General features: G+C 60.8%; 21 protein-coding genes and 1 pseudogene. 7 read left to right on the forward strand and 15 right to left on the reverse strand.

The genetic code is table 11. The features are described 5' to 3' along the window. Positions 1-6: 6 nt before the first annotated feature. The 6 genes from cyoD to hmpA form a co-directional block, all read right to left on the reverse strand. The gene (cyoD, locus tag C4J92_RS21885; RefSeq protein ID WP_003194051.1) at positions 7-342 is read right to left on the reverse strand and encodes a cytochrome o ubiquinol oxidase subunit IV; all 336 of its coding nucleotides are present in this window, start codon (positions 340-342) and stop codon (positions 7-9) included. Then, the gene (locus C4J92_RS21890) at positions 342-968 is read right to left on the reverse strand and encodes a cytochrome o ubiquinol oxidase subunit III (RefSeq protein WP_057723999.1); all 627 of its coding nucleotides are present in this window, start codon (positions 966-968) and stop codon (positions 342-344) included. The genes cyoD and C4J92_RS21890 overlap by 1 nt, the downstream gene beginning before the upstream one ends. A gap of 3 nt (positions 969-971) precedes the next feature. Continuing rightward, complete coding sequence (cyoB, locus tag C4J92_RS21895; protein WP_124405236.1) at positions 972-2,990, reverse strand: cytochrome o ubiquinol oxidase subunit I; 2,019 nt, start codon at positions 2,988-2,990, stop codon at positions 972-974. A 3-nt stretch (positions 2,991-2,993) separates the two neighbouring features. After that, a complete protein-coding gene (gene cyoA, locus C4J92_RS21900) occupies positions 2,994-3,935 on the reverse strand; it encodes a ubiquinol oxidase subunit II (protein WP_124359764.1) in 942 nt (313 codons plus the stop codon). Between the two features lie 759 nt (positions 3,936-4,694). Continuing rightward, entirely contained in the window at positions 4,695-5,234 is a 540-nt protein-coding gene (locus C4J92_RS21910) for a disulfide bond formation protein B (RefSeq protein WP_124405237.1), read from the reverse strand. Between the two features lie 224 nt (positions 5,235-5,458). After that, the gene (gene hmpA, locus C4J92_RS21915) at positions 5,459-6,640 is read right to left on the reverse strand and encodes an NO-inducible flavohemoprotein (RefSeq protein ID WP_124405238.1); all 1,182 of its coding nucleotides are present in this window, start codon (positions 6,638-6,640) and stop codon (positions 5,459-5,461) included. Positions 6,641-6,787: 147 nt separating this feature from the next. Here hmpA and norR point away from each other — a divergent pair, with 147 nt between their 5' ends. Continuing rightward, positions 6,788-8,332 carry a nitric oxide reductase transcriptional regulator NorR gene (norR, locus tag C4J92_RS21920; RefSeq protein ID WP_124405239.1) on the forward strand — a complete coding sequence of 515 codons (1,545 nt, stop codon included), beginning with the start codon at positions 6,788-6,790 and terminating at the stop codon, positions 8,330-8,332. Positions 8,333-8,441: 109 nt separating this feature from the next. On the opposite strand, the gene C4J92_RS21925 is transcribed toward norR, so the two are convergent. Beyond that, the gene (locus C4J92_RS21925) at positions 8,442-9,344 is read right to left on the reverse strand and encodes a DMT family transporter (protein WP_124405240.1); all 903 of its coding nucleotides are present in this window, start codon (positions 9,342-9,344) and stop codon (positions 8,442-8,444) included. A gap of 136 nt (positions 9,345-9,480) precedes the next feature. On the opposite strand from C4J92_RS21925, the gene C4J92_RS21930 reads away from it, so the two are divergent. Further along, positions 9,481-10,356, forward strand: coding sequence for a helix-turn-helix domain-containing protein (locus C4J92_RS21930; protein ID WP_124405849.1), 876 nt, complete (start codon positions 9,481-9,483; stop codon positions 10,354-10,356). Here C4J92_RS21930 and C4J92_RS21935 read toward each other — a convergent pair. The 7 genes from C4J92_RS21935 to C4J92_RS21965 form a co-directional block, all read right to left on the reverse strand. Continuing rightward, complete coding sequence (locus tag C4J92_RS21935; RefSeq protein WP_124405241.1) at positions 10,353-12,854, reverse strand: LuxR C-terminal-related transcriptional regulator; 2,502 nt, start codon at positions 12,852-12,854, stop codon at positions 10,353-10,355. The two genes, C4J92_RS21930 and C4J92_RS21935, sit on opposite strands and share 4 nt — an antisense overlap. A 217-nt stretch (positions 12,855-13,071) precedes the next feature. Continuing rightward, a complete protein-coding gene (locus C4J92_RS21940; protein WP_124364348.1) occupies positions 13,072-14,430 on the reverse strand; it encodes a DUF1329 domain-containing protein in 1,359 nt (452 codons plus the stop codon). A 25-nt stretch (positions 14,431-14,455) separates the two neighbouring features. After that, the gene (locus C4J92_RS21945) at positions 14,456-16,237 is read right to left on the reverse strand and encodes a DUF1302 domain-containing protein (RefSeq protein WP_124405242.1); all 1,782 of its coding nucleotides are present in this window, start codon (positions 16,235-16,237) and stop codon (positions 14,456-14,458) included. A 483-nt stretch (positions 16,238-16,720) separates the two neighbouring features. Beyond that, positions 16,721-17,632 (reverse strand): SDR family oxidoreductase, encoded by a 912-nt coding sequence (locus C4J92_RS21950; RefSeq protein ID WP_124371805.1) that lies wholly within the window; start codon positions 17,630-17,632, stop codon positions 16,721-16,723. A 130-nt stretch (positions 17,633-17,762) separates the two neighbouring features. Beyond that, the gene (locus C4J92_RS21955; protein ID WP_124405243.1) at positions 17,763-18,665 is read right to left on the reverse strand and encodes an alpha/beta fold hydrolase; all 903 of its coding nucleotides are present in this window, start codon (positions 18,663-18,665) and stop codon (positions 17,763-17,765) included. Then, positions 18,665-19,447, reverse strand: coding sequence for a class II aldolase/adducin family protein (locus C4J92_RS21960; RefSeq protein WP_124405244.1), 783 nt, complete (start codon positions 19,445-19,447; stop codon positions 18,665-18,667). Before C4J92_RS21960 ends, C4J92_RS21955 begins: the two co-directional genes overlap by 1 nt. A 189-nt stretch (positions 19,448-19,636) precedes the next feature. Next, the gene (locus tag C4J92_RS21965; protein WP_124371808.1) at positions 19,637-20,092 is read right to left on the reverse strand and encodes a flavodoxin; all 456 of its coding nucleotides are present in this window, start codon (positions 20,090-20,092) and stop codon (positions 19,637-19,639) included. A 129-nt stretch (positions 20,093-20,221) separates the two neighbouring features. Between C4J92_RS21965 and C4J92_RS21970 the strand changes: the two genes are divergently transcribed. After that, positions 20,222-20,689 carry a PAS domain-containing protein gene (locus tag C4J92_RS21970; RefSeq protein ID WP_124405245.1) on the forward strand — a complete coding sequence of 156 codons (468 nt, stop codon included), beginning with the start codon at positions 20,222-20,224 and terminating at the stop codon, positions 20,687-20,689. Positions 20,690-20,746: 57 nt separating this feature from the next. Beyond that, complete coding sequence (locus C4J92_RS21975; RefSeq protein ID WP_124368309.1) at positions 20,747-21,352, forward strand: hypothetical protein; 606 nt, start codon at positions 20,747-20,749, stop codon at positions 21,350-21,352. Between the two features lie 2 nt (positions 21,353-21,354). Here C4J92_RS21975 and C4J92_RS21980 read toward each other — a convergent pair. Further along, positions 21,355-22,313: pseudogene (locus C4J92_RS21980) on the reverse strand (MerR family transcriptional regulator). Positions 22,314-22,523: 210 nt separating this feature from the next. Here C4J92_RS21980 and C4J92_RS21985 point away from each other — a divergent pair. The 3 genes from C4J92_RS21985 to folE are packed head-to-tail and all read left to right on the forward strand — an operon-like array spanning position 22,524 to position 24,429. Then, positions 22,524-23,081 (forward strand): antibiotic biosynthesis monooxygenase, encoded by a 558-nt coding sequence (locus C4J92_RS21985; RefSeq protein ID WP_124371811.1) that lies wholly within the window; start codon positions 22,524-22,526, stop codon positions 23,079-23,081. A 57-nt stretch (positions 23,082-23,138) separates the two neighbouring features. Then, positions 23,139-23,849: a dihydromonapterin reductase gene (folM, locus tag C4J92_RS21990; RefSeq protein WP_124405246.1), complete on the forward strand. Its 711-nt coding sequence runs from the start codon at positions 23,139-23,141 to the stop codon at positions 23,847-23,849. Positions 23,850-23,868: 19 nt separating this feature from the next. Beyond that, positions 23,869-24,429 (forward strand): GTP cyclohydrolase I FolE, encoded by a 561-nt coding sequence (folE, locus tag C4J92_RS21995; RefSeq protein WP_124364359.1) that lies wholly within the window; start codon positions 23,869-23,871, stop codon positions 24,427-24,429. The last annotated feature ends 2 nt before the right edge of the window (positions 24,430-24,431 follow it).

The raw sequence follows: 24,431 nt of genomic DNA on the forward strand, positions 1-24,431 counted from the left end.
TTTACCTCACTTCGCCATCATGTAGGTGTGGATGCTGAACATGATCCACAGCGACAGACCAACCAGCAGAACGATCACCAGGCCTGCGAACACGAACGCAATCACGTTCTCGCGCTGCTCTTTGGAACGGTCCAGGTGCAGGAAGTACACCAGGTGAACCAGGACCTGAATCACCGCGAACGCCAACACGATCATCAAGGTGATCGACTTCGGCAGGGTTGGGTACATCACCAGGCCGAACGGGATCAGGGTCAGGATGACCGACAGGATAAAGCCGATGGCGTAAGACTTTACGCTGCCGTGGCTTGAATCGTGGCTGTCATGGGAGTGTGCATTAGCCATTACAGAGTCCCCATCAAGTAAACGACGGTGAATACGCAGATCCAGACCACGTCCAGGAAGTGCCAGAACAGGCTCAGGCAGCTCAGGCGGGTCTTGTTGGTGTTGGTCAGGCCGTGCTTATTAACCTGATACATCATCACCGCCATCCACAGCAGGCCGGCGGATACGTGCAGACCGTGGGTACCGACCAGCGTGAAGAACGCCGACAGGAAACCGGAACGGTGCGGGCCGTAGCCTTCGGAGATCAGCAGGTGGAACTCGTTGATCTCCATGCCGATGAAGCCCAGGCCGAACAGGAAGGTCAGTGCCAACCAGCTCAGTACGCCTTTCTTGTTGCCCTTGTAGAAGGCCAACATGGCGAAGCCGTAGGTGATCGAGCTGAACAACAGCAAGGCGGTTTCGCCGAGCACGTAAGGCAGTTCGAAGATGTCGTGGCCCGACGGGCCACCCGCTACGTTGTTTACCAGTACCGCGTACACCGCGAAGATCGACGCAAACAAGATGCAGTCGGTCATCAGGTAGAGCCAGAAACCGAAGACGGTTATTGGCCCCGAGTCGTGGTGATGGTCATCGTGCCCATGGTCATCGACATGGGCGTGTCCAGCATTGGTCACTAAGTTCGACATGGTTTAAGCCTGTTCCAACGAGGTTTCTACACGGTTGGCCGGGATCTTCTTCTCGGCTACCAGGCGAGCGTGCTGCTCGGCTTCGATGCGTTCGATCGTTTCGACCGGCACCATGTAGCCTTGATCATCACGGGCAGCGTGAATGATGAAGTAACCGATAGTGCCCACCAGGCTCGCGATTGCCAGCCACCAGATGTGCCAGATCATCGCGAAACCGAACACGGTCAACAGCGCACCCATCACCACGCCAGTGGCGGTGTTGTTTGGCATGTGGATCGGCTCGTAGTGCTTGGGTTGCTGGTACGCAGTACCGTCTTCCTTGGCTTCGGTGAACGCATCGATGGTGTTCGCGGTAGGAATCACGGCGAAGTTGTAGAACGGCGGTGGCGACGAGGTCGACCATTCCAGGGTGTGGCCATTCCACGGGTCGCCCGATTCGCACAGGTTCTGCTTGCGATCACGCACGCTGACATACAGCTGGATCAGCTGGCAGGCGATGCCCACAGCGATCATCACCGCACCGAACATGGCGACGTACAGGTACGGCACCCACTCAGGGTTGGTGGTGGCGTTCAGACGACGGGTCATGCCCATGAAGCCCAGTGCATAGAGCGGCATGAACGCGACGAAGAAGCCCGAGATCCAGAACCAGAATGCAGCCTTGCCCCAACCTTCGTGCAGCTTGAAGCCGAACGCTTTCGGGAAGTAGAAGCTGAAACCAGCGATGTAGCCGAATACCGCACCACCGATGATCACGTTGTGGAAGTGAGCGATCACGAACAGGCTGTTGTGCAGCACGAAGTCAGCACCCGGGATGGCCAGCAGTACGCCGGTCATGCCGCCGATGGCGAAGGTCACCATGAAGCCCAGAGTCCACAGGACCTGGCTGGTCATGCGCAGACGACCGTGGTAGATGGTGAACAGCCAGTTGAATAGCTTCACCCCCGTCGGGATGGAAATCAGCATCGTCGCCAGGCCGAAGAAGGCGTTGACGCTGGCCCCCGAACCCATGGTGAAGAAGTGGTGCAGCCACACCATGAAGCCCAGTACCGAGATCGCGCCCGATGCATAAACCATCGAGTGGTGACCGAACAGGCGCTTGCCGGTAAAGGTCGAGATCACTTCGGAGAAGATACCGAACGCTGGCAGGATCAGGATGTACACCTCAGGGTGCCCCCATGCCCAGAACAGGTTCACGTACATCATTGGATTGCCACCAAGTTCATTGGTGAAAATGTGGAAATCCAGGTAACGGTCAAGCGACAGCAGCGCCATGGTAGCGGCCAGGATCGGGAACGAAGCCACGATCAGCACGTTTGCCCAGGTGCAGGTCCAGGTGAAGATCGGCATGTCCATCAGTTTCATGCCAGGGGCGCGCATTTTCAGCACGGTGGCCAGGAAGTTGACCCCCGTCAATGTCGTCCCGAGTCCTGATAACTGTAGCGCCCAGATGTAGTAGTCCACACCCACGCCCGGACTGTATTGCAGGCCCGACAATGGCGGATACGCAACCCAACCGGTCTTGGCGAATTCGCCGACGCCCAGGGACACGTTGATCAGCACAACGCCCGATACCAGCAGCCAGAAGCTCAGGGAGTTCAGGAACGGGTAGGCAACGTCACGCGCACCGATCTGCAGCGGCAAGGCCAGGTTCATCAAGCCGGTGAAGAATGGCATCGCCATGAAGATGATCATGATCACACCGTGGGCGGTGAAGATCTGGTCATAGTGTTCAGGTGGCAGGTAGCCAGGCGAACCCTCGGTGGCCATGGCCAACTGGGTACGCATCATGATGGCGTCGGCAAAACCACGCAGCAGCATGACCATGGCAACGATGACGTACATGACGCCGATTTTCTTGTGGTCGACCGAAGTCAGCCACTCGGTCCACAGGTAGGTCCACTTCTTGAAGTACGTGATACCCGCAAACAGTGCCAGACCACCCAGCGCGATCATGGCGATGGTCACCATCACGATCGGCTCGTGGAATGGGACCGCGTCCCAACTTAATTTACCAAACATCGTTTACTCCTCTGCCCCAGCAGTTGAATGCGCGCCTGTGTCAGAACCTTCAACCACGGCCACTTCTTTCTTCTCGTGCTTGACCGGTTTGCCTGGCTTCATACCTTCGTACTTGTCGACGATTTTCTGAAACAGGTTCGGCTCAAACGCGGAGTACAGGGCGACAGGGTTGTTCTGGCTTGGTTTGGTCAGGGCGTCGTATTCAGCTTGATCAAGCTGTTTAGGTGCGGCCTTGACTTCGGCTACCCAGGCGTCAAATTCTTCCTGGCTCGTCGAGATCGCTTTGAATTTCATGCCGGTGAAGCCAGCACCGCTGTAGTTGGCGGAGATGCCTTCCATTTCAGCTTTCTGGTTGGCGATCAGGTGCAGCTTGGTCTGCATGCCTGCCATCGCATAGATCTGGCCGCCCAGGGCTGGGATGAAGAACGAGTTCATCACGGCGTCGGAGGTGATCTTGAAGTTAAGCGGAGTGTGCTCCGGGAACCGGATCTGGTTCACAGTGGCGATACCCAGGTCCGGGTAGATAAACAGCCACTTCCAGTCCAGCGCGACCACTTCGATGTTGATCGGCTTGACGTCGGATTCCAGCGGACGGTACGGGTCCAGTGCATGGGTGGACTTGTAGGTCACATAACCCAGGGCAATGATGATGAGGATCGGGACCAGCCACACCGCGATTTCGATCTTGGTGGAGTGCGACCACTTCGGCGCGTAGGTAGCGCTGGTGTTGGACGCGCGGTATTTCCAGGCGAAGGCGAAGGTCATGATGATCACAGGGATCACGACCAGCAGCATCAGCAGGGTGGCGGTGATGATCAGGTTTCGTTCATCCAGACCGACCTGTCCTTTTGGGTCGAGCAAGGTCCACTTGCAGCCTCCCAGCATTAACATCATGCCAAGCAGCGGCAAAAAGCCTAGTAATCGGGGGTACCTGTTTTTACTCATCTCACGACCTCTAAAGCAGCTTGCGCAATGCAGTTGGGTTTTGATCGCCAACACTTCACCCTGCCAAGGGTTGGCATTTCTCTTCGATTGAATAAGAGCCTGCCCGTTACGTCATAGCTGTACGTCGCACGGACCTGCGGTGAGTTCTTATTCGATTTCGTGGCTAAAGGCCTTGTTACAGACCAATTCCATTTGGTGCGGAAAGTTGAAAGGCTGCCGGAACCTGGGATCGCACAGAGCCTTCCATCTGCTCCTCGACCGCTCCAATGCTCAAATATTGAACAGCACCGGACATTCAGTGCGGGCGATTGTAGTTAGCTAGCGATGTATAAACCATGTCTGATAAAGAAATAATTTTTATCGATTACAGCAATAATACTTCACCATTCCCGCAAGGGTTCGCGATGTTATCGCGTTCAATTCTCAACAAAAACCACAAAAATTGCGCTGTTATTGGGCAGATTGCCACTCCCCTTACGCTCTGTAAGGGTATGGCAAACGAGGTAAAGTCCCCATAAAACAAGGCATTTGCAGAGCACTCATGGGCTCAAACCTCACGCGCCCGGCGGTGTCTTTCAAACCACGAATTGACAGCACGTTTTGTGCCCCGGATGCAAATTCGGCAGCCGGTTCGGCCATTCAGAAATGCCCTGCGACCGCCTCCGTGTGACAACATGTCGCACGCTGCGCGCACTATTCATTGCCGCTCGTCACGGCTCTTTCACAAATCCCTACACACAAAAACGCCCCGGCCTTCACTCAAGGAGACCGGGGCGTTTTTGTGAACGGGTTCAGGCCTTTGGGGTGACGATTACGATAGATGCACAGGGGCACCAGGATCGCCGTCAGCACGAACGCGACCAACGCCCATTGCGCCAGGGACAGGCCGAGGATCGGCGGATAGGGCGTGCTGCAGAAACCATCGACCTGAAAGCCCAGGGGAAACACTTTGGCCAGGGGCAGGTCATCGACGATCGGCTGCAGCACATCGATGCCGCAGCTGACCTGAGGGAAGAACTGGGTGTACACATGATGACCGGCAGCGGCCACACCGCCCAGGGCGCTGAGGACCACCAGCCCTTCAAAGAACGTTACCGCCCCCTTGCTGCGCATGGCAGCGCCGAGGAACGCGAAGATCGCGATCAACAGCAAGGCATAGCGTTGCAGGATGCACAGTGGGCACGGCGCTTCGCCCAGCACTACTTGCATGTACAGCGCTCCACCGATCAGCGCCAGGCAGATGATGCCCAGCAACACCAGAAAGCGCCGCTCCCTGCCCAAACGCAAATCGTCACTCATCTCTGGTTTCCTTTGTCTGTTTGCCCAATGGCAACAAGTTTACACACAGGCACCCGTTAAAACAGAGAGAGGTTAACAACGGATTAATCAGGAAAAATGAAGAGCTAAATGTGGGAGGGGGCTTGCTCCCGATAGCGGTGGATCAGTCAGCTTGGCTGTCACTGACATACCGCTATCGGGAGCAAGCCCCCTCCCACACTGGTTCACTGTTGCTGTGAAGCAGCTTACTCCAGGGCAGCAGCCGGGCCGAAGAATTCGTAGCGGCTTTGTTTCTCGGGCACACCCAGGGCCTTGAGGTGCCGCTTGATCGCCGCCATGAAGCCTTTAGGCCCCAGGAAGTACGCATCGATGTCGCGCGCCTCGGGCAGCCACGCCGCCAGTTGATCCTGGCTCAGCAGGCCGACCTTGTCCGCCGCCGGGCTTACGCCGTCATCCTCGGCATAGCAGTAGAAGCGCTTGAGCTGCGGGTGCCTCGCCGCCAGCGCGTCTACCCAGTCCCGGAACGCATGCACCGCACCGTTGCGCGCGCAGTGGATAAAGTGCACCGGGCGCTCGGTAGCCAGGGCCGCTTCGAGCATCGCCAGGGTCGGGGTAATGCCTACCCCGCCGCTGATCAGCACCAGCGGCTTGTCGCCGGCGGCCAGGGTGAACTCGCCCGAGGGCGGGAACAGGTCAAGGGTCGCGCCGACGTGCAACTGGTCATGCAAATAGTTGGACACTCGCCCACCGGCTTCGCGCTTGACGCTGATGCGGTACAGGCCGTCATTGCTCAGGGCCGACAGGGAATAGTTGCGACGGACTTCCTCGCCGTCGAGCACCAGCTTCATGCCGATGTATTGGCCGGGCGCAGCGCTGAGGATCGGGCCGTTGTCCACCGGGGCGAAGTAGAACGAGGTGATCTCGTTGCTCTCCTCCACGCGCTTGACCAACCGGAACGGCCGCGCACCGCGCCAGCCGCCGGGCGCCTGGGCTTTTTCGTCGTAGATAGCCGCTTCGGCACCGATCAGGATATCCGCCAACTGCCCATACGCCGCGCCCCAGGCGCTCATCACCTCAGGCGTGGCAATCTCGCTGCCGAGCACTTCGCAGATCGCCCGCAGCAGGCAGGCCCCCACGATCGGGTAGTGTTCCGGCAGGATCTGCAGGGCCACGTGCTTGTTGATGATTTTGGCTACCAGGTCGCCCAACTGGTCCAACTGGTCGATATGCCGCGCGTACATCAGTACGCCATTGGCCAAGGCGCGCGGCTGGTCGCCGCTGGCCTGGTGGGCCTGGTTGAACAGAGGGCGAACTTCGGGGTATTCGGACAGCATCATGCGGTAGAAATGGGTGATCAACGCTTCGCCACCGCTTTCCAGCAGGGGCACAGTGGATTTGACGATGGCACGGTCTTGGGCGCTCAGCATGGGAGACTCCTGGGTCTTTTCATTCGTTGCCCTCAGGTACTCAGTAATCGTGCCAACTAATAAACCCATGTTTTTCAGTAACTTAAATACATCGTAGTCAGAATGACTTCCTACAGCTTATAGTCATAAGGACTACAAGGAGTCATTATGACTGCACAATCGCTGCTCACCACCCTGCTGCCCCTCGTAGCCGACCTGTCACGGGACTTGCCCGAAGGCGAGCGCTATCGACGCTTGCTGCATGCCATGCGCGCCCTGCTGCCATGTGATGCCGCCGCCTTGCTGCGCCTGGAGGGCGAATGGCTGGTGCCGCTGGCCGTGGATGGCTTGAGCGCCGATACCTTGGGTCGGCGCTTCAAGATCAGCGAACATCCACGCTTTGCGCTGCTGCTGAGCAGCCCCGGCCCTACCCGCTTTGACAGCGACAGCGAATTGCCCGACCCCTACGACGGCCTGGTGGAGGGTCTGCACGGGCACCTGGAAGTCCACGACTGCATGGGCTGCCCGTTGTTTATCGACGACCAGCCGTGGGGTCTGCTGACCCTGGACGCCCTCGACACCGAGCGCTTCGAACGGGTCGAACTCGACGCCCTGCAAGCCTTCGCCAGCCTCGCCGCCGCCACGGTCAACGTCGCCGAGCGCATTGAGCGCCTGGCATTGCGCGCCGAAGACGAACACCAGCGCGCCGAGATCTACCGCCAGGCCAGCGGCCAGCAGCACAAGGAAATGATCGGCCAGAGCAAGGCGCACAAGCGCCTGGTCGAGGAAATCAACCTGGTGGGCGGCAGTGACCTGACCGTGCTGATAACCGGTGAAACCGGGGTCGGCAAGGAGTTGGTCGCCCAGGCGATCCACGCCGCGTCGTCGCGTGCGGACAAACCGCTGATCAGCCTCAACTGCGCCGCGCTGCCCGAAACCCTGGTGGAAAGCGAGCTGTTCGGCCATGTGCGCGGCGCCTTCACCGGCGCGCTGAATGAGCGCCGGGGCAAATTCGAACTGGCCAACGGCGGCACGCTGTTTCTGGATGAAGTCGGCGAGCTGTCGCTGAGCGTGCAGGCCAAGCTGCTGCGGGTGCTGCAAAGCGGCCAGTTGCAGCGCCTGGGGTCGGACAAAGAGCATCAGGTGGATGTGCGCTTGATTGCCGCCACCAACCGCGACCTGGCTGAAGAAGTGCGCCATGGCCGCTACCGCGCCGACTTCTACCACCGCTTGAGCGTCTACCCGCTGCAAGTGCCTGCGTTGCGTGAACGCGGGCGCGATGTGTTGCTGCTGGCCGGTTTTTTTCTGGAACACAACCGCTCACGCATGGGCCTGGGCAGCCTGCGCCTGACCAGTGATGCCCAGGCGGCGCTGCTGGCCTACGACTGGCCGGGCAATGTGCGCGAGCTGGAACATTTGATCGGACGCAGTGCGCTCAAAGCCCTGGGGCATTGCCGCGAACGTCCGAAGATTCTCAGCCTGAGTGCGGCGGACCTGGACCTGCCCGATGTCAGCGCAGCCGCCATCGAAGCACCGGCCGCTGTCGCCCGCGACGTCACCGGCGACCTGCGCCAAGCCACCGAGCATTACCAGCGCCAGATCATCAACGCCTGCCTGGAACGCCATCAACACAACTGGGCCGGCGCCGCCCGCGAACTGGGCCTGGACCGCGCCAACCTTGGCCGCATGGCCAAGCGCCTTGGCATAAAATAGCGAGCTCAACTCAGTCAAATGTGGGAGGGGGCTTGCTCCCGATAGCAGTAGATCAGTCACCTTATGTGCAACTGATATACCGCTATCGGGAGCAAGCCCCCTCCCACATTTAGACTGTCTTCACTTTGAAGACCGGGCTCACACCCTTCGGCTTGCGAAACACCAACACATTACCCAACATCACCAGCACCAACCCCGCCAGAGCCGGTGCTGTCCACTGATAACCCTCGGCAAAGGCCGATACGTTCAGCGCCACCACCGGAAACAACACAGTGCAATACGCCGCCCGCTCCGGCCCCATGCGGCCGACCAGCGTCAGGTAGGCGGTAAAACCAATCACCGAGCCTGGAATCACCAGGTACCACAAGGCGCCGATGTAACGCGTGCTCCAGTCCATCTCGAACGGAATACCGCGTACTGCGCAATACGCCGCCAGCATCGCCGCACCATAGGCCATGCCCCAGGCATTGGTGGTCAAGGGCCGCAGCCCGGCCTTCTGTTGCAGGCTCGAGAGCATATTGCCCGCCGAAAAACACAGCGTGCCCAGCAAGGCCAGGCCCAGGCCGAGCAAGGTCTGTGGGCTGGTGGCGTGCCCTGCCAATTCGGGCCAGAACAAACAGCCCAGGCCAAGCAAGCCAAGGCCGCCACCCATCAATACATTGCGCGCGACCCGCTGGCCGAAAAACACCCGGGCATTCAGCGCGTTCCACAAGGTCGCGGTGGAAAACACCACCGCCACCAGGCCGCTGGGAATCCATTGGCTGGCGGTCAGAAAACACATGAAGTTGACGCAGAACAGGCACAGGCCCTGAGCCAGGCAAATCAGGTGCCCGCGGCGGTTCATCACCTGCAGCCGGCGGCTGAGCAGCAACAGCACGAACAGCACCAGGGCCGCCAAGCCGAAGCGGTAAACGATCGACACGGGAATCGCCACCACGCCCAACTGCCATTTGAGCGCGATCCAGGTCGTGCCCCAGATCAGCACAGTGAGTACATACAGGAAAAGGTTCATAGCGGGCTCCGGTGAGTGAGCCACAGTGTCGCGTTTTCCCTGTGCGACGCTCTTGCACATTCTTGCGCTTTTTCAGGGGGCGGGGATCACAGCGCCATGACGGCGGAGTAGGATGCAAAACGTCGGAGAACACACCATGCCAGAGCTGCAATCGCTGCACGTCTTTCAAGCCCTTAACCGCTCGCCCAACGCACGCCTGGAAGCCTGCGCCGAGCTCGGTGACGGTTTGTCTGCGGCGTTGTGGAGCAACCACCACGATGCCCAGGATTACCAGGCGCCCAGCCATCACACCTTGTCGTGCTACGTCGGCGGCGGTACCGGCACCTTTCGCCGTGACCAGCCGGGCACCAAGGGCGGCCCCGACAAACTGTGCATCCTGCCGGCCGAGCATCAATCGGCCTGGGTGATCAATGGCGAGATCCGCCTCGCCCATGTCTATTTCAGCCCCGAACAATTCGCCCTCGGCTGCGTCACTCTGCTCGACCGCGAACCCCGTGAACTGCAACTGCGCGAAAGCACCTTCCTCGAGGACGCCAGCCTGGCCGCACGCTTTCACCAGTTGATTGCCCTCAACTGGCAGGAGCCCGGTGAGCGCCTGCTGACCAGCAGCCTGGCCCATGAAATGCTCAGTCACACCCTGCTCAGCCAGGTCGGCGCCCGCGAAGGCCTGCGCGTCAAAGGCGGGCTGGCCGCGCACCAGCGACGGCGCTTGGTGGAGTACATCGACCATCACCTGCAGGACGCCATCAGCCTCGGCCAACTGGCCGGCCTGTGCGCGTTGTCGGAATACCATTTCGCGCGCATGTTCCGACAAAGCTTCGGCTTGCCGCCTCACCAGTACCTGCTGGCGCGGCGGCTGGCGCGTGCGCAGGGGCTGTTGCGCAACAGCGCCCTGGCCGTGGGTGAGATTGCCTGGCGGTGCGGGTTTTCCAGCGCCAGTCATTTCAACCAGCGCTTCCGCCAAGCCATGGGGGCGGCGCCTGGGAACTATCGCCAGGCCTTTCGCACTTAGCCCATCAAGCCCAGCGTCTTGGCCTTGGCCACTGCCTGGGTGCGCCGCTCTACCCCGAGTTTGCTGTGGATACGCCGTGCATGGGTCTTGACGGTGTGCAGGGAGATATACAGGCGCTCGGCGATTTCCAGATTGGAGTTGCCCAGCGCGATCAACTGCAGCACTTCCAGTTCGCGCAGGCTCAGCGGATTTTGCGTGGCGCCGACCGGCGCGGCTTGCGGTTCCAGCCCCAACTCACTGAGCAACCCCGGCGCACGCAAACGCAACTCGCGCACCGCCTGCTGCACCTGGCAACGCGCCGCCAGTTCCAGGCCGGCTTGCAGGGCCAGTCGCGCGCGCGCCGGCTCGCCCAGCCGCCAGGCCACCTCCCCCAACACCAGCTGCAGTTCGGTTTCCAGGCAAAGCATGCCGCGTTGGCGGGTGCTGTCGAGCAAGGCGCCAAGCCGCTCGAGCGGGTGTTCGGCGCAGCCCAGCCTGACCTCGGCCAGCACCAACAGGTACTCAAGACGCGGGATCAATTCCAGCGTGGCCGGCGGCGCCTGCTTGGCGCAGGGCCCATGGAAGTGACGCAACACGCGGCGCATCGCTTGCACCGTCAACTCCGCGCGCCCTTGCTGCAACCAGAAATGCGCGCTGACCAACAACAGGACCGCGCGGTACACCAGGTCGGGGACGTGACGCTGCTGCATCAGCCGCTCGGCATCGCGCAACTGGATAAACGCCTGGGCGTAATCACCGCGATTCGCCGCCAGCAGCGCCAGCCCGAGAAACCCGTAGAGCACCCGCTTGTCCTGGCTGTGCAGGCAGATGTTCAAACCGGCCTCGAAACACTCATGCGCCAAAGCGTCCTGCCCTTGGCGCAAGGCGAGATGCCCACGTCGCAGGGCGATACGCCCCATCAGCGGCCCAGCCTGCAAGCGTTGCTCGACCAGCATCGCCTGCACGCTTTCCAACAGGCTCTGCGCCCGGTACGGCGCGCCGCGTTGTTCCAGCAATTGGGCGTGATCCAACTCAAGCAAGGCCTCCAGCACCAGCGAGCCGTGGGCGCGGGCCAGGCACAGCGCTTCGCGATTCAGCGCTTGGGCCACGTCCAGCTCACCGCGCAGCATGGCTTGCTGGGTCAGGCCCGACAGGCACATCAAGCGTGACGTCCAGGCACTCTCGGGCAAGGCTTGCAGGGCCTCGAGGAAATGCTCGCGGGAACCCTCGGCATCGCCGCTCAGGTGCAGTAACCAGCCGACTTGCGCCTGCCAGCGCGCCACCAGATGACGCTGCGCCGCCGCCGTCGGTCGCGGCGCGAATCGAGCCAACTGGTCGATGCACACCGCCGCCTGCTCGAACCGCCCGGCAAACAGCAATGCCGCCGTGACCAGACCCACCAGCGGCGCCGAGCCGAGCATCAGCTCATCGCCATGCTGCTCATGCAGGCGCAACAGCAGCAGAGCATTTTGCCCGCGGAACAAGTCTTCGAAACTGAAGTGCTGCAACAGGCTCACCGCGCCCTCATATTCCTGCGCCAGCAGCGCCTGCTCGAAGGCTGCCTGCCAGTCCTGCTCGGCGCTGAACCACTGGCACGCGCGCCGGTGCCAGGCGCGCTTGGCCGGCCAGGGTTCTTCGCGCAGCAAACGCGCCAGGGGAGGAAAAATGTGCAGCCAATCGGTGGTGCCTTCCCAGGGTTGGATAAACGCACCGAGCGCTTGCAGCTCGCGCAGGTACTGAGCGCCGTCACCCGAGCCGAACAGGTGTTCACATAGGCCGGTATTGAAGCGCGGCAGGTTGGCCAGCACCCGCCAGGCTTCGGCCAATTCCGCCGGCAAGCTGCTGAACACTTCGTGTTGCAGATAATCGAGCAGGGTTTTATCGGGATGGCCATCACCGAGCAGCGCAATGCGCACCCCGGCGCACCATCCGGCGCTGAATTGCATGATGTGGTCGACGCTCTGCCCTGGGCCGAGCAACGCCTGGATTTCCGTCGCGCTGAACGAAAGTTCGGTACTGCCGCACTCCAACAATTCGTCATCGAGCAACAGGCGCGGCCAATTGCACGCCGGCCGCCGCCGCGCGCCCAGCCACCAGGTCAGCGTCGGGCTGCTGGCGGTGAGCAACCGGTCCAGCAAGGCGTCCAGTGCAGGCGCGGGCAACCGGCAAAAATCGTCGAGGAACAGCCACGCCGTGTGTTGCCAGCGCCCCAGGTCCAGCAATAACGTCGCTTCATCGGTGTAAGCCAGCCCAAGGCTGTGGGCCAGGCGCCGGGAAAAATCCACAGGGCATGCCACCACACCATTGAGCGCCAACCAGTGAACCTGGCACCCGGGCGGCGCCTGCAACGCGCACTCGGCAAGCAGCGCGCTCTTGCCGCTGCCGCCCGGCGCGCACAACAACTTGACCCGCGCCGGTGCCGCGAGCAAAGGCGCGGCCAGGCGCGGGCGCAGCAGATGGTGAGCGGACAGCCGGGGCATGAATCCAGGACGGTCCAGGCAGCGTGTCATGGCGGTCATTGCTGCATCCTGCTTTTTTATTGTGATGCAACCCTAGTCCTGTGGTGGGCGGTTGTTGAAGAAGTATTCAGCACAATGATTGAAAGACATGCACGAAACCCAATGTGGGAGGGGGCTTGCTCCCGATGGCGGTGTATCAGTCAACCATCCATTGACTGACACCCCCTCATCGGGAGCAAGCCCCCTCCCACAGGTTGATTGCATTTCACATCCGAAATCAGCGCACGCCTTCGGACCTGAGCGCTGCCGGGGTGTAATCCGCTGCCTTGGCCGCGAAGCCGAAGACGAAGCTGCTTTTCTCTTCGTTCTTCATGCCCAGCGCGAGGTAACGCCCGGCGATCAGGTCGTACAGGGTTTCCACGGTGTAGGCCGGTACCTGGTGGTCGTAATAGAACTGCGCGTGGCCTTCGGCGACGCGCCACAGTTGGCCGCGACCGTCGTAGTGGTCCACCAGGGCGACCTGCCAGCTGTCTTCGTCAATGTACATGTGGCGCTTGGCGTAGATGTGGCGTTCGCTCGGCTTGACGGTGCCGACCACTTCCCAGACGCGATGCAGTTCATAGCGGGTCAGGTCCTGGTTGATATGCCCGGCCTTGATGATGTCGTCGTATTTGAGGGTCGGCGAATCGAGTTTGTAGCTGTTGTAAGGGATGTACAGTTCCTTCTTGCCCACCAGTTTCCAGTCATAGCGGTCGGGCGCGCCGGAGAACATGTCGAAGTTGTCGGTGGTGCGCAGGCCGTCGGAGGCGGTGCCCGGCCCGTCATACGAGACCTGCGGCGCCCGCCGCACACGGCGCTGGCCGGCGTTGTAGATCCAGGCCAGGCGTGGCTCCTTCACCTGGTCGAGGGTTTCGTGTACCAGCAGCACGTTGCCGGCCAGCCGCGCCGGCGCCGTGACCGATTGCTTGAAATAGCTCAGCACGTTGGCCGCCTTGGCCTGGTCGATATCGGGGATGGCCTGCGGCACCGCCACTTCCTCTTCGAAGCGGATCGGCGTGTAGCTGCCGTTGGTCTGTGGCGTGGCCTGGGTGATGATGCGGCGCAGGTTGCCGCCGTGGTAACGGGTGATGTGATTCCACAACACCTCCACGCCGTTTTTGGGAATCGGGAACGCGTAGTAACGGTTACCGGTGAAGTTCTCCAGGCCGTTGCCGTCGTTGATCGCCTTGACGTTAAGCGCGCTGCGCTTGATCGACTCGTAGATATCCGCCGGCAGGTTGACCGTACGGTGGCTCGGGTACACCGGGATCTTGTAGGTCTCGGGGTAGCGCTTGAACATCGCCACCTGGCCGTCGGAGAGTTTGTCTTTGTACTTGTCGACGGTGGCGGCGGTGATCACGAACAGCGGTTTTTCACTGGCGAACGGGTCGGCGAGAAAGCCCTTGCTGTCCACCGCGCCGGCGTTTTTCGGAATACCGCCGGTCCAGGCCGGGATCGAGCCATCGGCGTTGCCGGCTTTTTCGGCGCCCACCGGGGTCAGGCTGGTGCCGAGCTTGGCGGCTTCTTCCGGCGATACCGCGGCCATCACGTGGGCGGCCAGCAGACTCAGGGCCAACGCTGCAATTGTCTTACGCATAGTTCTTGTCCTTCTTTAAACCAAGTCAGAAGTTCACGCCGAAGCTGAGGGCGAGGAAGTCGCGGTCGGTCAGGGTGTTGTAGTCGCCGCCAAAGAAGTCGGTGTAGCTGAGGCTGGCGGTGTAGGTGCTGCGGTAATCCGCATCCACACCGACGCTGATCGCCTTGGCGCCTTTGTTGAACAAACCGTTGGGGCCGTAGCCGGCCACGTCATGGGACCAGGACAGGTTGGGCTTGAGGTTCACCCCGGCAATCGCGTTGTTGTAGTCAAGGATCGCCCGCGCGCGGTAGCCCCAGGAGGTGGAGGTGACGAACCCGTCGGTGTCACCCTGGAAACCATAGGCGCCGTACACCGAGTCACGGCCGTAGCGCAGTCGGGTTTTGTCTTCCAGGCCGGCGACGTGCACCACGGCCGCTTCGCCCACCAGGGTCAGGCGCTCGGCGCCCAGCACTTGGTCGAAGAACTGGGTCATGGTGCTCTGGATCTGGGTGATTTCCTTGCGGCGGTAGCCTTTGTTGTCGGCGCCAAACGAACTGCGGATCGGCGATGCGGTGTTGCCGGCAATCGGGTTGACCAGCGCCAGGGTCAGGTCGGTGGTGTTGAGTTGCACGGGCGCATTGGGCCGATAGCTGATTTCGCCGGTCCACGCCGTGCCGGTGGGCAAGGTGGTGGAGAAGCTGGCGCCGAACAGACGGATATCTTCCGGATAATCCAGGTAGTACTGGCCACGCCCGAGCATGGTGCTCTGGGCCAGGGCCCCACCCAAGCCCGGCGGGGCGGCGGCACCGATGGCGCCGATGGTCGCCAGGTTGGTATTGGCGGTAATCGTGCCCACGGTCGGGGTGCGGCTGTGGTAGTTCATGAAGTACAGACCGTATTCGGTGTCGTCACCCAGCCAGCGCAACGCGGCGCCGAACTGGCCGGAGTCACGCGCATCACGGTCCGCCGCGCGCTGCACCACCACACCCTCGCGGGTGACCACAAAGCCTTGGCCGCGTGCCGCTGCAATCGGTTGCAGCGGTGCAATCCCCGGGCTGCCCACCGTGTAGTTACCGGTGCAGCCATCCGCCGCTACGTCACCGCCGAAGAAGGTGCCGCAGTTGTCCAGTACGGTCTGGTCCCATTCCAGTTGGTAGAAACCTTCTACGGTGAGCTGATTGGTCAGGCTCTGGGAGGCGAACAGCATGTTCACCGGGATCAACCCTTCCTTGATCTCGGCCCCCGGACGACGGAACGCCGACACGTCGATCGGGTTGATGCTGTTGATGGAGTTACCGATGAAGGTACTTTCACCCCAACTGACCACTTGCTTACCGGCGCGCACGGTGCCGGGCAGGTCGCCCAGGGAATAGTTGTGGTAGACGAAGGCATCGAGAATCTGCGCACCGCTGGATTTGGCGCCTTCCTTGCGGTTGTGGTCGCTGATCTGCTTGAACTCGCGGTCTTCGTCCTTGAGCTCGAAGTCGTACCAGTACTTGCCGCGCACGAACACACCGGTGTCGCCGTATTTCAGTTCAAGATCATGCAGGCCCTTGAAGATTTTCGAGAAGGTCTCGCCCTTCTTGAAGTTCAAGCGCCCGTCATCCCCGGTAGACGCCTGGCCCGTGCCGCCGTTGACAGTGCCGACCAGGCTTTTGTCGGCGTCCCGCGTGCCCCAACTCGCACCGACCGATAGCGAGGAATCGAATTGCCCTTCGATCTCGCCGATGTTGAACGAAACAGCGTGGGCCTGGGCACAGCAACCCAGAGCAACCGCAGCGGCCAGCGCCTGTGGCGTGAAGATGGCGCGCATTGTTGTTTTTGTCATGCGTCTTCCCCGGTGAGTGACAGAAGGCCCCACCCTACTGCCGCCCAGGAGGAGCGATAAGCGCACCAAGGAGGTATTCGTGTTGTCGCTCGAAAGGATGACGGGCCGCGCGGGCCATGGGTGCGGCGCGCGTCATGGATTGGATGGATGGTGGCCTATCAGAAGCATCGATGGCATGCGCCCAATTATTGTCGTTTTGGTAACAGTCCTTGTCCTGAACCGCTATTACTCATTCTGTTACAACCGACTATGCTTATTTCGCTTTCAGGGCAAACAGCCCGCTCCGAGGCTCTGGAGAAAAGCTTGAATTCAACGGATTGCCAAGACATTCAATCTGTTACCAGTGTTCACTGACGTTGATTTATCGCTCCTTGATCCAACGTCTTACTTCGGCCGCTGCCTGTGCAGCGGCCTTTTTTATGCCTGGAATAAAAACGGGGCGCCATTGACGCCCCGTGGGATTCAGTATTTTTACGGCAACGATCAGAGGCTGAACTTCTGCAGGTTGGCCATCATCTCCTTCAATGCCTCGATCGTGTCTTTGGGGTGCGCCGCCCCTTCGAAGTCGCAGATCTGCTGCCAGTGCGCCGCCACGTCATCCGGCGAAAAGCCCGCTTCGGGGTCAAAGCCTACGCCCAGGCTGCGCTCCCAGCGGGTTTTGCCGATCCAGCCGCCGCCCACTTCGAACAAACCTGAGGTTTCCTGGCAGGCTTCGCTGCCCAGGTACACCACCAACGGGCTGACCAGTTCCGGCTTGAGACGCTCGAACACCTGCGGCGGGATCAGCCCTTCGGTCATGCGTGTGGCGCCGGTGGGCGCAATCGCGTTGACCAGGATGTTGTTCTTGCGCCCTTCCAGCGCCAGGGTTCGGGTCAAGCCATACAGGCCAAGCTTGGCCATGCCGTAGTTGGACTGGCCAAAGTTGCCGTAGATGCCCGAGGTGGACGCGGTGAAGATCACCCGGCCATAGCCCTGCTCGCGCAGATGCGGCCAGGCGGCGCGGGTGACTTTGTAGGCGCCTTCGACATGCACCCGGTAAACCAGGTCCCAGTCGCTGTCGTCCATCTTGTGGAAGGTCTTGTCGCGCAGGATACCGGCGTTGTTCACCACCACGTCGATGCGGCCGAAGGCATCCAGTGCGTTCTGTACGATTTTATCGCCATCGGTGACGGAGTCATGGTTGGCGTGCGCAATGCCACCCGCTGCGCGGATTTCGGCCACCACGCGGTCGGCCGCCGAGGCATTGGCGCCTTCGCCCTGGGTCGAGCCACCGAGATCATTGACCAGCACCTTGGCCCCGTGCCGGGCGAACAGCAGCGCATGGGCGCGGCCCAAACCGCCGCCGGCGCCGGTGACGATTACGACCTTATCCTGCAACTGCACTGACTGACTCATACCGAACTCCTTGGGCGACAATGGCAATGGGCAGAGTGTCCGGCACCGGGCCTTGGGTCACAATAAATACGGCCGACGCTGAATGGTGCTCGATAAGGCAGCGGGATGATGCCTTCCGTGGGCCAAAGGCTCAGGAATAGGCTGCGCGTGCTGACCGCTGGCCAATACGCTCGCGAAACGCCTGATAATGCCTGAGCACCTGGACCGGCGCCTCGATCTGTGGGTAATGGCCGATATCGGCCAGCAAGATCGCATCGGCATTCGGCACCAGCTGTTGATAGCGCTCCACCATATGCGCGCCGGAAATGGGGTCGACCTCACCGTCGATGACCCGCAACGGCACGTCGCCGCGCTGCATTGCCGCCACCCAGCGGTCACGCAGGCGACGACGCTGGGGAATGTAGTTGATCAGCTTGTGCAGGATGCGCGGGCCGTCGTTGTGTTCAATCAAACTCCAGAAATCATCCAGGGCGCTTTCGCTAGGTAGCGTCCGGGGACCAAAAATCTGGTTAAAACTGTTGGCCAGGCTACTGCGTCCAGAGGCTCGGCCGATCATCCAGCCCAAGGGGCTGAGCAATAACTTCTGCACCAAGGTTGCGCGGTGGGTTTCGGGGAACAGCCCACCGTTGAGAAACGCACAACTGGCCATCTGGAACCGCCCTTCGTAATGCCGGGCCAGGAGTTCCTGGGCAACGCTGTCGCCATAGTCATGGGCCAATATGTGCACCGGCTCTGCCACCCCCAGGTGTTCAAGCAACGCCTGTTGCAGGTCGGCTTGCTCCAGCAGGCAGTACTCGTGATCCAGCGGTTTGGCCGATTCGCCGAAACCGAGCATGTCGCAGGCGATCACCAGATTGCGCTGGGCCAGGGGCTGCCACAGGTAATGCCAGTCCCAACTGGCCGTGGGAAAGCCATGGATCAGCAGCAGCGGCTCGCCCTGCCCGGCCACCCAATAACGAATGGAGCGGCCGCGAAAGACGAAATCCTGGCCGCGTTTGCGCCAGGCGCTGAGCGGTATTTCGGCAAGTGGCATCAGCTTTTATACCCGGGGTCCTGGTTATCCAATGTGCGCAGCAGCGCCGGCCAGGCCAGCGCACCGCCCATACCTTGGGCGCTTTTTGTGACAGCCGCCACCATCGCCTTGGCACCGGCCAGAATCTGCGGCTCGATGGCAATCAACTCGGCAGCGCCGTTCTGCGCCAGTACCTGGATGTCACAGGCGCGCTGGAACGTGAACATCATCAAAAAGGTGTCGGCGATGGTCGCGCCGCACGTCAGCAGGCCATGGTTGTGCAGCATCAGGAAGTTGTGTTCGCCCAGGTCCGCCTGCAAGCGCGCCTTTTCATCGTGATTCAGTGCGACGCCTTCATAGGCGTGATAGGCCAGGCTCGACAGCACAAACAGCGACTGCTGGCTGATCGGCAACACGCCCTGCTTTTGCGCAGATACGGCGACCCCGGCGGCAGTATGGGTGTGCAGCACACAGGTCACGTCGTGGCGCACTTCGTGGATGGCGCTGTGGATGGTGTAGCCGGCGGGGTTGATCTCGTAGGGGCTGTCCATGCGCTTGTTGCCGGCCTGGTCCACCTTGACCAGGCTTGAGGCGGTGATTTCGTGGAACATCAGCCCATAGGGGTTGATCAGGAAATCATCGGTGCCCGGCACCTTGGCGGAAATGTGCGTGAAGATCAGATCATCCCAACCGTGCATCGCCACCAGGCGATAGCAGGCCGCCAGGTCGACACGGGCTTGCCATTCGGCCGCGCTGACCTGATCTTTGACATTCTGTGACGATAGAACGGGGGCTAGGCTCACAATAATGACCTCCTTGGCGCATTTATTATTATTTTTTAAGTGATGAGCCAGTCTAGTCAGACGTCCTGGCTTGCGGAGTTGCCTTCGCAGCCAGCTTGATGACTGAGCGAGTCAGCCTGGAGAATAGTACAAACGGTGTCAGAGAAGCGCCGTCAATAAAAACACGCGGACAGCGCCTCAGGGGGTCGGTCAGCGCTGCAGTGCAGTAATCAACTCGGCCAGCCACGGCTCGGCGTCGGTCTCCGGGGTCACGCTTTCGCTGGCGTCCAGGCGCAGCATCGGCAGCACTTCGCGCAGGCCCAACTCACTGAATACTTCGCGCATTTGCTCGCCGCCGCCGCAGAAGGTATCGCCGTAGCTGGCGTCGCCCAGGCCAATGACCGCACCGGGCAGGCCGCGCCAGGCGGCGGGCAACTGGTCGCGAATGCTTGAGTACAGCGGTTGCAGATTGTCGGGCAGCTCGCCCATGCCGGTGGTCGATGTGACCGCCAGGAACGCCTCGGGCGCGAAGGCCTGCACGTCGGCCAGCGTGGCACGCGGGTTGTGCCAGGCTTCAAAACCCGCTGCTTTGAGGATTTTTTCGGCGTGGCGAGCGACTTCTTCAGCTGTGCCGTAAACCGAGCCGGAAAGGATGGCGACTTTCATCAATCTGATCCTGTAATTGAGCGAAAGCGTAGGATATTAGCAGCTGACGCAGTTTTCTCAGCGCGCGCCGTGCAACATTCAAGACGTGTCATAAACTTCAGACCTCAACAACAAGCCATGGACCGCTCAATGATCAACGCCAAGCTGATGCAAATGGTCATCAACGCCTCCAACGACGGGATTGTCGTCGCCGAACGAGAAGGCGAAGACAAGCCACTGATCTACGTCAACCCGGCCTTCGAACGCCTGACCGGCTACACTCTGGACGACATCCTTTATCAGGATTGCCGTTTTCTGCAGGCGGGCGACCGTGACCAGCCAGGCCTGATGGCGATCCGCGAGGCGCTCGACAGCGGTGGCGCGTGCCGGGAAATCCTGCGCAACTACCGCAAGGACGGCACACATTTCTGGAACGAGTTATCACTGTCAACGGTGTACAACGCGGCCGACCAGCAGACGTATTTCGTCGGCGTGCAAAAAGACGTCACCGTCCAGGTAAAAGCGCAGCAACGCGTCGCCCAGCTGGAAGCCCAGGTAGCCGAGCTTAAAACTGAGCTGGCGGCGCTCAAGGTGACGAGTGGAATTAACAAGCTGTAAAAATGGCGGTCTTTAGAGCGATAATGGCCTTTTAATGCCCAACTTTGAGCTATATCCATGCACCGCGATGCTCTTTTGACCCAGGACGAACTGGCGTTTATCCAGGACATGCAGCACAACCCGCAGCTCAACCTGCGGGATGCATGGTCGAGCCTGACGGTGAATGGCGGTGCGCAGATTCGCGATTTGCTCACGCGGTTGGCCGCTCACGACCAGGTCACCATCCAGGCGCAGTTCGATAACCAGCAACTGACCTTTCCCCTGCACCTGGTGGAAGATGAGTTTCATGCGGTGCATCTGCGCCTGGGCGTGCCGAGTATTTTTGAAGACGGGCCGATGATCCGCCCGTGGCGCCTGGCCCTTGAAACACCGGTGGCCCTGGAGAACATCAAGGGCTACGCCAGTGCGCTGTGGGTGCACGAAGTGTCATTCAAGGGTGTGCTGGTGGAAGGGCGTGGCCGAGCCAGACCGCCGAAAACCTTTTCTTTGTGGTTCAGCCCGTCCGGTTACGAACGCATTGCGCTGCGTGGCACGCTGGAGCGGGAAACCGCCCGGGGCCTGTTTGCCTACCGCCTGAATCAGAGTGACGCAGGTGAAATCGAGCGCCTGCGCCAATTCATCCTGCACCAGCATCGTCTGGTGCATCCCCATGTACATGCCTGAGATCAGGTATCCAGACCGCCACTGAGAAACTGCTGCAAACGGCGCTGCATCTGGCGCCCTTCGCTGCCGAGGCAGCCGATGGACGTGCCGGCCAGATCGGCCTGCAACAGGTCCGATGCAGCGCCTGCGAGAAACAGCGGGCAGTCCAGGGTCAACGCCAAGCGGTTCAGCCGTGCAGCCAGGTCATGCTTATGCGAGTGATTGGAGAACATGACCAGCGCTTGGGGGCGGATCTTTTCACAGACCAGGGTCAACTCATCGACCGGCTGGTCCAAGCCCAGCACCTTCACGGAAAAATCCTCCCGGCTCATCAACAGCCCCGCCACCAGTAGCTCCAATTTGCGGCACTCGTCCGGCACGGCGCTCAGCAATACCTGGGGGCGGGCGATGCGCTTGCCACCTGCAGGCGCAGCAACGTCTGCATGCACAGAAAAGAATCGAAAAACAGCCATTCACTGGCCTGGCCGAAACGGCCCTGGTGGCGCAGCAAGTCGCGCCACAACGGCATCAGAATGTCCTGAAACGCAACGTTCAGTGGATAGGTCGAGAACACCTGGCCGTACACGCTCTCCAACTGACGTTCGTCGAACGCACTGATGGCATGCATCAGCCGGGCCCGCCACTGCGGCCATTCGCTGTCTTCGGCCGCGTCGCGCTCGGCACGAATCGCTTCGATCTGTTGATCGTCACGCGCCAGAATCTTGCCAACCTTGCTCACCGCTACGCCGCGTTCAGTCCAATCAAGGATACGCTGGACCGTCTCAATATCGGCCGTGGAGTAGAGACGGTGCCCGCTTTCGGTGCGCATGGGCTGGATCAGCCCGTAGCGCCGCTCCCACGCTCGCAGGGTGACCGGGTTTACGCCTGTCAATCTCGAGACTTCCCGAATGGGAAACAGCTGATCTGTATCTGTCGAAATCAGACGCGAAATGCTATCAATCGGAGCAGTAATCAAGGGCATTGGTGACCAAATGTGGCAATGCTGGCTGAAGGGTATTTAACGCTTATCGACCTGTCTTTTTCAAGGCCGCACTTATCGGACCAATGTCTCTGGTGTATTTCGGCAAAAGAGGAATAATCCTTGCCTGTTTTTTAAGAGAGCGGCCTCACCCGGCCGCTCTTTGCGCGTCACCTACCCGGTTCAGCGCACCCGTACATTTGGAGATATACCATGTCTACCTCACCCGTCACCTTGATGGTCGCGCGCCGCGTGGCCAAAGGACGCTATGAAGAGCTGATGGCCTGGCTGCGCGAAGGCGAACAACTGGCCACCGACTTCCCCGGTTACCTGGGTTCCGGCGTGCTGGCCCCGCCGCCCAATGACGATGAATTCCAGATCATCTTCCGCTTCGCCGACGAAAAAACCCTGCATGCCTGGGAGTTTTCCGCTTCGCGCAGTGCCTGGCTGAGCCGTGGCAGCGAGCTGTTTGCAGACCCGTCCGAACACCGCGTGAGCGGCATCGATGGCTGGTTTGGCGCCGTGGGAGCCCGCCCACCCCGCTGGAAACAGGCGGTGGCGATCTGGCTGGCGTTTTTCCCGGTGTCGCTGCTGTTCAATTTTGGCCTGGCACCCTTGCTCGGCGAACTGGACCTGTTCAGCCGGGTGCTGGTCAGCACCTTGGCGCTGACACCGCTGATGGTGTACTTCTTTATTCCGTTGTCGACGCACCTGCTGGCGAACTGGCTGCATCCCACGCCACCACGCAAGGCCAGCGAAGCCGCTGCCTGAGTACAGGGGAGACGGGTCGCTGGTATAGTTTCCACCTGCCAGCGACTAGAGCTCCCCATGACTGCAACCAACGCCCCGATCCTGATCACCGGTGCCGGCCAGCGCGTCGGCCTGTATTGCGCCGAGCGCCTGTTGGACGCAGGGCAATCGGTCATCTTCAGCTACCGCAGCGAACGCCCAGGGGTGCAGCTGCTGCGCGAACGCGGTGCGGTCGGCCTGTTTGCCGATTTTTCCAGCGAAGCGGGGATTGTGGCGTTCATCAGTGAGTTGAAGGCACATACCGACTCGCTGCGCGCGATCATCCACAACGCCTCGGCCTGGATCGCGGAAACGCCTGACGACGAAAGCCACGCCTTTACCGACATGTTCAGCGTGCACATGCTTGCGCCGTACCTGATCAACCGGCATTGTTCACCCCTGCTGCAACGTTCGACACCGGCCGATATCGTGCATATCAGCGATGACGTGGTACGCAAGGGCAGCCGCCAGCACATCGCGTATTGCGCCACCAAGGCCGGGCTCGACAGCCTTACCTTGTCGTTCGCCGCAGAGTTCGCGCCGCTGATCAAGGTCAACGGCATTGCGCCGGCCATGGTGATGTTCAATGAAGGCGACGACGCGGCCTACCGTGCCAAGGTCCTGGCCAAGTCGGCGCTGGGCATCGAACCCGGGCCCGAGGTGATCTACCAGAGCGTGCGTTACCTGCTGGACAACCCCTATGTCACCGGGACCACCCTGACCGTCAACGGCGGGCGGCATATCAAGTAAGCCGTTTTGAGGATGTTGTATGACCTTGTCCCTGCCCCATCATTACCGCGAAATCCTCAAAGGCCTGGGCGAAGACCCGGAACGCGAAGGTTTGCTCGACACCCCCAAGCGCGCCGCCAAGGCGATGCAATACCTGTGTCATGGCTACGAGCAGAACCTGGAAGAAATCGTCAACGGCGCGCTCTTCGCCTCCGATAACGACGAGATGGTGATCCTCCAGGACATCGAGTTGTACTCGCTGTGTGAACACCACCTGCTGCCCTTTATCGGCAAGGCCCATGTGGCCTACATTCCGACCGGCAAGGTGCTGGGCCTGTCGAAACTGGCGCGCATCGTCGACATGTATGCCAGGCGCCTGCAGATCCAGGAAAATCTCACGCGGCAAATTGCCGACGCCATCCAGGACGTAACCCAGGCCGCCGGCGTGGCGGTAGTGATCGAAGCCAGGCACATGTGCATGATGATGCGCGGCGTGGAAAAACAGAATTCAACCATGAACACCTCGGTGATGCTCGGCGCGTTCCGCGAGTCGAACACCACGCGCATGGAGTTCCTGCAACTGATTGGACGGAGCAAGTAGCA

It is taken from the genome of Pseudomonas sp. R3-18-08 (assembly GCF_003852065.1).
Taxonomy (GTDB): Bacteria; Pseudomonadota; Gammaproteobacteria; order Pseudomonadales; family Pseudomonadaceae; genus Aquipseudomonas.

Excerpts from the sequence above, each read along its gene's own strand:
- cyoD (WP_003194051.1), bottom strand. The coding sequence starts at position 342 with ATGGCTAATGCACACTCCCATGACAGCCACGATTCAAGCCACGGCAGC.
- C4J92_RS21890 (WP_057723999.1), bottom strand. The coding sequence starts at position 968 with ATGTCGAACTTAGTGACCAATGCTGGACACGCCCATGTCGATGACCAT.
- cyoB (WP_124405236.1), bottom strand. The coding sequence starts at position 2,990 with ATGTTTGGTAAATTAAGTTGGGACGCGGTCCCATTCCACGAGCCGATC.
- cyoA (WP_124359764.1), bottom strand. The coding sequence starts at position 3,935 with ATGAGTAAAAACAGGTACCCCCGATTACTAGGCTTTTTGCCGCTGCTT.
- C4J92_RS21910 (WP_124405237.1), bottom strand. The coding sequence starts at position 5,234 with ATGAGTGACGATTTGCGTTTGGGCAGGGAGCGGCGCTTTCTGGTGTTG.
- hmpA (WP_124405238.1), bottom strand. The coding sequence starts at position 6,640 with ATGCTGAGCGCCCAAGACCGTGCCATCGTCAAATCCACTGTGCCCCTG.
- norR (WP_124405239.1), top strand. The coding sequence starts at position 6,788 with ATGACTGCACAATCGCTGCTCACCACCCTGCTGCCCCTCGTAGCCGAC.
- C4J92_RS21925 (WP_124405240.1), bottom strand. The coding sequence starts at position 9,344 with ATGAACCTTTTCCTGTATGTACTCACTGTGCTGATCTGGGGCACGACC.
- C4J92_RS21930 (WP_124405849.1), top strand. The coding sequence starts at position 9,481 with ATGCCAGAGCTGCAATCGCTGCACGTCTTTCAAGCCCTTAACCGCTCG.
- C4J92_RS21935 (WP_124405241.1), bottom strand. The coding sequence starts at position 12,854 with ATGACCGCCATGACACGCTGCCTGGACCGTCCTGGATTCATGCCCCGG.
- C4J92_RS21940 (WP_124364348.1), bottom strand. The coding sequence starts at position 14,430 with ATGCGTAAGACAATTGCAGCGTTGGCCCTGAGTCTGCTGGCCGCCCAC.
- C4J92_RS21945 (WP_124405242.1), bottom strand. The coding sequence starts at position 16,237 with ATGACAAAAACAACAATGCGCGCCATCTTCACGCCACAGGCGCTGGCC.
- C4J92_RS21950 (WP_124371805.1), bottom strand. The coding sequence starts at position 17,632 with ATGAGTCAGTCAGTGCAGTTGCAGGATAAGGTCGTAATCGTCACCGGC.
- C4J92_RS21955 (WP_124405243.1), bottom strand. The coding sequence starts at position 18,665 with ATGCCACTTGCCGAAATACCGCTCAGCGCCTGGCGCAAACGCGGCCAG.
- C4J92_RS21965 (WP_124371808.1), bottom strand. The coding sequence starts at position 20,092 with ATGAAAGTCGCCATCCTTTCCGGCTCGGTTTACGGCACAGCTGAAGAA.
- C4J92_RS21970 (WP_124405245.1), top strand. The coding sequence starts at position 20,222 with ATGATCAACGCCAAGCTGATGCAAATGGTCATCAACGCCTCCAACGAC.
- C4J92_RS21975 (WP_124368309.1), top strand. The coding sequence starts at position 20,747 with ATGCACCGCGATGCTCTTTTGACCCAGGACGAACTGGCGTTTATCCAG.
- C4J92_RS21985 (WP_124371811.1), top strand. The coding sequence starts at position 22,524 with ATGTCTACCTCACCCGTCACCTTGATGGTCGCGCGCCGCGTGGCCAAA.
- folM (WP_124405246.1), top strand. The coding sequence starts at position 23,139 with ATGACTGCAACCAACGCCCCGATCCTGATCACCGGTGCCGGCCAGCGC.
- folE (WP_124364359.1), top strand. The coding sequence starts at position 23,869 with ATGACCTTGTCCCTGCCCCATCATTACCGCGAAATCCTCAAAGGCCTG.